Raw genomic sequence first — 8,742 nt, 5'->3', positions numbered from 1 at the left:
ATATAATAATCCCTATAGAAAGAGGGGAATATTGTGAGCAAAAATACAATCGATATAACATCTTTAGAAGATGTTTCATTGAACGCCTTCGCTTATGAATTGCTACGTGAAGAATTACTAACTGATTTAATTGGTAACGATTTAGATGGTATTTTATACTGGGCCGGTAGAAACCTTGCGAGAAAATATCCGCTAGAAACAATTGAAGAAGTCATTCAGTTTTTCGAAAAAGCTGGTTGGGGCACTTTAAGCATCATTGAACATAAACGTCGTGAAATGCAGTTTCAACTTAAAGGTGCACTTATTACTGAGCGTCAAAAACAAAAAAGACATTCATCTTATCAATTAGAAGCTGGATTTATCGCCGAGCAAATTCAAAAACAAAGAAACGTCGTTGCAGAGTCCTACGAAGAACAAAAGAAACGTTCAGACTCTATTACATTTCTTGTTAAATGGGATATTAAAGATCTCATTGAAGTGTAGCATCTACCTACAGTCAACTAGACATATAAGTTTAGTTGACTTTTTTGTATATTCGTTCGAATGAGTTTATTTTAAATCTTCAGAAATTATACCAAAAAACAGAAGACGTTGTAAACTACAACGTCTTCTTATCTGTTAAATAAGTATATATCGTCTCTGCAACATTTTTCGGCATACCTGCTTCGACAAATTCAGCTATGGAAGCTTCTTTCATCTTTTTTAACGAGCCAAAATGTTTTAACAATACCTTTTTTCGTTTATCGCCGATTCCTGGAATATCATCCAATGCTGATTGAATGACCGATTTCCCGTGCAACTGACGATGGAATGTAATTGCAAATCTATGCACTTCATCTTGAATGCGTTGCAATAAATAAAATTCTTGGCTATTCCTCTCAAGCATCACAGGTTCAGGTGGATCTCCAATGATTAAATGTGATGTTTTATGTTTGTCATCTTTTACAAGCCCTGCCATTGGAATATATAATCCGAGTTCATTCTCCAGAACATCACTTGTAGCGGCCAGATGGCCTTTTCCACCATCAATAATAATTAAATCTGGTAAAGGTAAATTCTCTTTAAGCGCCCTCGTATAACGGCGTCTTACAACTTCTCTCATAGATTCGTAATCATCAGGACCTTGAACCGTTTTAATTTTATATTTCCGATATTCTTTCTTTGCTGGTTTCCCATCGATAAAAGCAATCATTGCGGAAACGGGATTTGTCCCTTGAATATTCGAGTTATCAAACGCTTCAATACGATATGGGGTTTCAATACCAAGCTGCTTCCCTAAATTATCAATGGCTTTAACCGTCCGGTCTTCATCACGTTCAATTAAGTAAAATTTCTCTTCTAGTGCAATTTTTGCATTTTTATTTGCTAATTCCACAAGATCTTTTTTCTTACCACGTTTCGGCTGTGTTGCTTCAACTTCTAAAAAGCGCTCTACTAATTCTGAGTCTATACTTCCTGGAACGACAATTTCTTTCGGTTTAAAATGACTGCTGTTTTCATAAAATTGACCGATAAACGTTAAAAATCCCTCTTCTGGTTCATCATAGATTGGAAACATAGAAACATCACGTTCAATTAGCTTTCCTTTTCGAACGAAGAAAACTTGAACGCACATCCATCCTTTATCAACTGCATATCCAAATACATCACGGTCCACTAAGTCACTCATAATCATCTTTTGTTTTTCCATAATTGCATCTATATGAGCAATTTGATCTCGCAATTCTTTCGCACGTTCAAATTCTAGTTTCTCTGAAGCCTCATACATCTTTGTTTCTAATTCTGAACGAATTTCTTTATGTCCACCATTTAAAAACTTAATAATTTCATCCACAATTTCTTTATTTTGTTCTTCCGCCACTTCTTTCACACAAGGTGCTAAACATTGGCCCATATGATAATATAAGCAAACTTTATCTGGCATGTTTGAGCATTTGCGAAGCGGATACATGCGATCTAATAGTTTTTTCGTTTCATGAGCTGATTGCGCATTCGGATAAGGGCCAAAATACTTTCCTTTATCTTTTTTTACGTTACGCGTAATGAGTAAGCGCGGCTGTTTTTCAGCTGTAATTTTAATGAAAGGATATGTTTTATCATCTTTTAATTGAATATTATATTTTGGATCATACTTTTTTATTAAATTTAACTCTAAAATAAGAGCCTCCAAATTTGAGGAGGTTACGATATATTCAAAATCAACAATTTCTCCAACAAGCCGAAGTGTTTTCCCATCATGTGAACCAGTAAAGTACGAGCGCACACGATTTTTGAGTACCTTTGCTTTTCCGACGTATATAACCGTTCCCTGCTTATCCTTCATTAAATAACAACCAGGTTGATCGGGCAAAATTGCTAACTTCTCTTTTAAATGCTCGTGCACTCGTCTCCCTCCATTTCTACATGCTTATCATTTTTATTTTCACATAAAAACATACTACGCCAAAACACCCAACATACGTTCTTTTATTGTAACGGAAAGGTTGTAAAAAAGAAAATAAAAAAAGCTACCAAATGGTAGCTTCTTTATTTTAGAAGTGTTTAGAAACTAATTCTACTAATGCTTCTTTCGGTTTGTAACCTAATGCTTGATCAACCACTTTACCGTCTTTTAATACGAAAAGAGCTGGAATGCTCATTACTTCGAATTGACGAGCAGTTTCTTGGTTTTCATCAACGTCTACTTTTACTACTTTTACTTTTTCGCCTAATTCTGAATCGATTTCCTCTAATACAGGAGCGATCATTTTACAAGGTCCACACCAAGGTGCCCAGAAATCTAATAATACAACACCTTCGCTAGTTTCAGCTGCGAAGCTTTGGTCATTTGCGTTTATAATTGCCATTTTATTTCCTCCTTCAAGTATATTCTACCAAGAGTATATCATTAACTTATATACGTGGCGAATAATATGTATCGTTATGTATTGTAACAAAAAAATGTTCCTTTATACTATATAAAAATATGGATGAAATACTAAAAAGATGAGGGACAGGGGATCCCTCACCTTTTTCTATATATAGGGGTACTTCACTTGGAACTCAAGGGTACTCAAATCATGAATGTACTTTTAACTTTTTAAACTCTTCTGTTAAAAGAGGTAAGACTTCGAATAAGTCACCGACAATACCATAGTCAGCTACTTTGAAGATACTTGCTTCTGGATCTTTATTAATTGCAACGATTATTTTTGAGTTAGACATACCAGCTAAATGCTGAATCGCACCAGAAATACCGCATGCAATGTATAAATCTGGCGTAACGACTTTACCCGTTTGACCAATTTGTAATGAGTAATCGCAATACTCAGCGTCACAAGCACCACGAGATGCTCCAACAGCGCCGCCTAGTACATCAGCTAACTCTTTTAATGGCTTAAATCCACCTTCACTCTTCACACCACGTCCGCCAGCGATAATAACTTTCGCTTCTGAAAGATCAACACCTTCTGCAGTTTTACGGACAACATCTTGAATGATTGTACGTAAATCTTTCACATCTACTGTAATAGAAGACACGTCACCTGTGCGAGACTCGTCTTTTTCAAGAGTTGCAATGTTATTTGGACGCACTGTCGCAAATAAGATACCATCTGTTACAATCTTCTTCTCAAACGCTTTACCAGAGTAAATTGGGCGAGTGAAGATAACATTTCCACCTTCAACTTCTAAAGCAGTTACGTCAGAAATTAGACCAGCTTCAAGTTTCGCTGCTAATTTTGGTGATAAATCTTTACCAAGTGCTGTATGTCCAAATACAATACCTTCTGGCTTTTCTTCAGCATATACAGCCAAAAACGCTTGTGCGTAACCATCAGATGTATATGATTTTAATTTATCATTTTCAACTGTCACAACGCGATCTGCACCGTAATGAATCAATTCATTTGCAAAAGAGGCAACGCTGTCTCCAACTAGAAGACCTACTACTTCACCGCCTTCTGCAATTGTTTTTGCTGCTGCTACCGCTTCAAACGAAACGTTACGTAGCGATCCATCACGAACTTCACCCATTACTAATACTTTACGAGCCATAGATTTTCCCTCCTGCATATATAATTTCGTATTTTATTAGATTACTTTCGCTTCTGTGTGGAGCAACGATACAAGTTCTTTTACTTGATCTTGCAGCTCGCCTTGTAACACTTTTCCTGCATCTTTCTTAGGAGGCAAATAGATTTCAATTGTTTTTGTTTTTGCTTCCACATCATCTTCTTCTAAATCTAAATCATCTAATTCTACTTCTTCTAGTGGCTTCTTCTTCGCTTTCATAATACCTGGAAGTGATGGATAACGCGGTTCATTTAAACCTTGTTGTGCTGTTACTAAAACCGGTAATGATGTTTCAATTACTTCTGTATCCCCTTCAACATCACGCTCGATTTTTACATTTGTACCGTCAATTTCAAGCTTTGTAATTGTCGTTACATATGGAATATTTAACGCTTCAGCTACACGTGGACCAACTTGTCCAGATGCACCGTCAATCGCAACGTTCCCGCCTAAAATTAAATCTACTTCTTTATCTTTCAAATATTCAGCAAGTACTTTTGCTGTGGTGAACTGGTCACCATTTTCAACATCATCTTCAATATTAATTAATACCGCTTTATCGCAGCCCATCGCTAGTGCAGTACGAAGTTCTTTCTCACTATCTTCCCCGCCAACTGTTACGACAGTAACCTCTCCACCTTGTGCATCTCTTACTTGAATTGCTTCTTCAATCGCATATTCATCGTAAGGGTTGATGATGAATTCCGCTTCGCCATCGTAAATTGCACCGTTTTTAATTACGATTTTTTCTTCTGTATCAAATGTTCGTTTCATGAGTACGTAGATGTTCATTCCATTTACCCCCTTATTTTTCAGAAAGATTACATCAATTTTAAAATTCTGTTAATTTATATCAAAAAAATAATTGAACTACCTGCCACTAAATGAAGGTTTACGCTTTTCTAAAAATGCCGCTACACCTTCTCTTCCATCTTCACTCGTAAATACTTCACCAAAAACTTGAGCTTCGTGCTGTACACCTTCGTAATAATGAGACGATTTTGTCGTTTGCAATAACTCTAATACAGCACGAGTTGTTGCTGGACTTTTCCCAGCAATTTGTTTTGCAATTTTAAGCGTATCTTCTAAAATTGTTTCTTCAGAAAACACTCCGTTAACAAGTCCCCATTTTAATGCTTCTGCACCAGTAATTGGTGTACTTGTTAACATCATTTCACAAGCTTTTGCTTTCCCAACATAACGCGGTAAGCGCTGTGTACCTGCAAAACCAGGAATTAATCCAAGCGTTAATTCAGGTAAACCAAGTTTTGCACTTTCGGTTACGAAGCGCATGTGGCAAGACATAGCAAACTCAAGGCCGCCGCCAAGTGCCGCTCCATGAATTGCCGCAATAACTGGTTTTGAACATTTTTCAACGCGCTCAAATGTAACTTGTCCAAGCTGCGCTAATTCTGTCGCTTGCTTCGCTTCAGTAACAGATGTAAATTCTTTAATATCTGCTCCCGCTGAGAAGAAGCGTCCTTCACCATGGAGAACAACAACATGAATGTTATCATCCTTTTCCACTTGATCGATTAACTCAGTAACATCATGCATAACTTGTGAAGACATTGCATTCGCTGGCGCGTGGTTTAACGTTGCCACCGCGATATGGTCTTCAACTTTTACAGATAGGAATTTCAACATGATCCCTCCCATTATTGACGATAACCACAAGCTGCAATAAGTAGCCCATGTACCGTTTTTGAAAGTGCGACCAGATCATACTTATGATCGCTCATTACCCAATTGGTCACAACTTCATCTACTGTTCCAAAGATCATTTGTCTTGCCACACGAACATTTAAGTCCGCTTGGAATTCACCTTGCTTTATGCCTGTCTCTAAAATCTCATCCATAACTTGTAAGTAGCCTTTTAATACTTCATTTATTTTAAGGCGCAAGTCTTGATTGGACTGCCTTAGCTCTAATTGTGTAACGATAGCAAGAGGATCATTTTGTGACAACAGCAAGAAGTGCGTTTCTACCAACATGAATAACTTCGCTACAGCGCTTTCAATTCCTGCTATTTTTTGACGAATTGTTTCAACAAATTCTCCCATCTTCTCTTGGAATAAGGATATTAATATATCTTCTTTATTTTTAAAATATAAATAAATCGTGCCATCAGCTACCCCAGCTTGCTTTGCAATTTTAGAAACTTGCGCTTGATGGTATCCATTCTCCGCAATCACAATAACTGCTGCATCAATAATTTGATTGTATTTCGGTCTATTTTTCTTCACTTTACTGTCCCCTTCAAGAAGATGACTGAATGAATAGTCATTCATATTCTTATAATACTTACTATTCAGAAAAGTGTCAATCCTATTTTTTCAAAAAGAAAGGGCCTTAGCCCGTTTGCTCATCCTCACTCTTTTTCTTCTCTTCATCTATTAGGACACGGCGTAAAATCTTTCCGACTGTCGTTTTCGGTAATTCACTTCTAAACTCATATACTTTCGGGACTTTGTATGCTGCTAAATATTTACGTGCAAACTTATCTAATTCTTCTTCCGTGCATTCGGCGCCTTCTTTCAAAACAACAAATGCTTTTACAGTTTCTCCTCGATACGGATCAGGGACGCCAATTGTTACTACTTCTTGCACCTTTTCATATTCATATAATACCTCTTCCACTTCACGAGGATATACATTAAATCCGCTAGCAACAATCATATCTTTCTTACGATCTTTCACATAAAAAAATCCATCCTCATCCATGTATCCTACATCACCTGTATGGAGCCAGCCATCTTGCAGTACAGCTGCCGTTTCTTCTGGCTTATTCCAATACCCTTTCATAATTTGTGGGCCCTTTACAACAATTTCCCCAATTTCCCCTGGAGATAATGCCTCTCCTGTTTCAAGTGACTTGATGATTGCCTCTGTATCTGGCCACGGTACCCCAATACTTCCCGGCACACGCTTTTCCCACAAAAAATTCCCATGTGTAACTGGTGATGACTCCGTTAATCCATAACCTTCTACTAATTTACCACCTGTAACTCTCTCAAACTCCTCCTGTACTTCTACAGGAAGCGGTGCAGAACCACTAATACAAGCCTGGATTGAAGAAATATCATATTCTTTTAAAAGAGGACTATTTAATAGAGCAATATAAATGGTTGGTGCTCCTGGAAATAGTGTAACTTTATGTTTCTTAATTGCTTCAAAAACCATTTTCATATCAAACTTCGGAATAAGCACCATTTTATATCCTTGCATAATACTCAAATTCATTACAGCTGTCATCCCGTACACATGAAAAAACGGAAGAACACCAAGGATTACCTCTTCTCCTTCTTTACAATTATATAACCAATGCGCTCCCATTAAAGTGTTCGAAACGAGGTTTTTATGCGTTAACATAACCCCTTTTGGAAACCCTGTCGTTCCCCCTGTATACTGCAAAAGGGCTAGATCATTTTCAGGATCACATGGAACTTCAAGATCAGCATTACTTTCCCTTTCTACCGATTTCCAAAGATGAATCGTTTCGCTTTCCGACACATTCACAACAAGATTTGCCTGCTTTTTTTGTACAAATGGATAAAGTAAATTTTTAGGAAATGGTAAAAAATCTGCAATACGGGTTACGATAATGTGCTCAAGCTTTGTTGCACTTTGAACATTAGTAACTCTCGGAAACACTAAATCAAGACAAAGAATGACTTTTGCCCCTGAGTCATGAAGTTGGTACTCAAGCTCTCTTTCTGTATAAAGAGGATTCGTTTGTACAACAATACCACCCGCAAGCAAAGTACCATAATAACCAATTACAGATTGTGGACAATTCGGTAACATAATCGCAACTCTATCACCTTTTTCAATACCAAGCCTTTGAAGGTAATTCGCAAATTTCTTTACCTTGTCATGGAAATCTGAAAATGTAACATCTTTACCCAGAAAATGAAGCGCTTTCTTTTCTGGATAACGAGAAGCCATTTTCTCTAAATATCCATGAAGTGGCTGAATATCATATGAAATCGACCCTGGAATTTCCTCTGGATAACTCTGCAACCAAGGTTTTTCCACTCTCATTCCCCCTTCCAATACTTGTTAAAATAAATGAATGTTCATTCATGATGATTGTTTTCATTATATTATAGTCAGAACAACGTTACAATCATAATATTCTGACTTTTATATAACTATGCTTTACTTCGTTAACTTCTTATTATATGTATAAACTCTCCTAACCTTCAAAGAGTAAGAGAGTTTTATTTAGCTGAGTCTTATAATCGTTAACACCGCTCCTGGAGTAGTTGTTGATAATGTTGCAACAGCTAACAATCCAAACAATTGCAGGCTGATTGCACTTCCCGCTGCCAGGGTCGTAATAATTGTTGCACTAAAAGATGTGGTTGCTAAAGCAGGAGCATTGATAGTCCCAGCAAGCGGCGCTCCATTAATTGTAATTCGTGAACTTACTAATAATGAAGCAGTAATATTAATTGTATATGAAATATAATAATTCCCTGCATTTGCAGCCGTAAATACTGTATTTCCACCAGACACAGTAATTCCTGGACCGATATTCTGATTATTTGGAAGCGTGACATTTGTTCCACCAAGAAGTACCGATATTGCTGTACCCGACGTATTATTCGCAAATGCATACGTCGCAGTTATACTTGTGCCTGTTGCTCCTGTGTCGCCTGTTGACCCCGTCGCTCCTGTTGGACC

The 8,742-nt window shown here is 37.2% G+C and carries 9 protein-coding genes; 1 reads left to right on the top strand and 8 read right to left on the bottom strand.

Annotated features, from left to right (window positions below):
• Positions 1–33 precede the first annotated feature (33 nt).
• Positions 34–483 (top strand): YslB family protein, encoded by a 450-nt coding sequence (locus KI356_RS04675; RefSeq protein ID WP_002122858.1) that lies wholly within the window; start codon positions 34–36, stop codon positions 481–483.
• 115 nt (positions 484–598) lie between these two features.
• On the opposite strand, the gene uvrC is transcribed toward KI356_RS04675, so the two are convergent.
• The 8 genes from uvrC to KI356_RS04635 all read right to left on the bottom strand — a co-directional run.
• Positions 599–2,383 (bottom strand): excinuclease ABC subunit C, encoded by a 1,785-nt coding sequence (uvrC, locus tag KI356_RS04670; protein WP_128280798.1) that lies wholly within the window; start codon positions 2,381–2,383, stop codon positions 599–601.
• A 148-nt stretch (positions 2,384–2,531) separates the two neighbouring features.
• Positions 2,532–2,846 (bottom strand): thioredoxin, encoded by a 315-nt coding sequence (gene trxA / locus KI356_RS04665; protein ID WP_000974757.1) that lies wholly within the window; start codon positions 2,844–2,846, stop codon positions 2,532–2,534.
• A 211-nt stretch (positions 2,847–3,057) separates the two neighbouring features.
• The gene (gene etfA / locus KI356_RS04660) at positions 3,058–4,035 is read right to left on the bottom strand and encodes an electron transfer flavoprotein subunit alpha (protein ID WP_212934888.1); all 978 of its coding nucleotides are present in this window, start codon (positions 4,033–4,035) and stop codon (positions 3,058–3,060) included.
• 36 nt (positions 4,036–4,071) lie between these two features.
• Positions 4,072–4,845, bottom strand: a complete 774-nt coding sequence (gene etfB, locus KI356_RS04655) for an electron transfer flavoprotein subunit beta (protein WP_001029036.1) — start codon at positions 4,843–4,845, stop codon at positions 4,072–4,074.
• A gap of 78 nt (positions 4,846–4,923) precedes the next feature.
• Positions 4,924–5,700 carry an enoyl-CoA hydratase gene (locus tag KI356_RS04650; RefSeq protein ID WP_128280797.1) on the bottom strand — a complete coding sequence of 259 codons (777 nt, stop codon included), beginning with the start codon at positions 5,698–5,700 and terminating at the stop codon, positions 4,924–4,926.
• Positions 5,701–5,711: 11 nt separating this feature from the next.
• On the bottom strand, positions 5,712–6,299 hold the full coding sequence (gene fadR, locus KI356_RS04645; RefSeq protein WP_012261773.1) for a fatty acid metabolism transcriptional regulator FadR: 588 nt from the start codon (positions 6,297–6,299) through the stop codon (positions 5,712–5,714).
• 106 nt (positions 6,300–6,405) lie between these two features.
• A complete protein-coding gene (locus KI356_RS04640) occupies positions 6,406–8,091 on the bottom strand; it encodes a long-chain-fatty-acid--CoA ligase (RefSeq protein WP_128280796.1) in 1,686 nt (561 codons plus the stop codon).
• 189 nt (positions 8,092–8,280) lie between these two features.
• Positions 8,281–8,742 (bottom strand): BclA C-terminal domain-containing protein (locus KI356_RS04635; protein ID WP_438820837.1); only part of this gene is annotated, 462 nt, incomplete at its 5' end.

Origin of the sequence: Bacillus hominis (assembly GCF_018332515.1) — a bacterium.
Classification (GTDB): Bacteria; Bacillota; Bacilli; order Bacillales; family Bacillaceae_G; genus Bacillus_A; species Bacillus_A hominis.
Note: the sequence above shows the minus strand (reverse complement) of the source record. Positions and strands in the feature narration are given on the sequence as shown.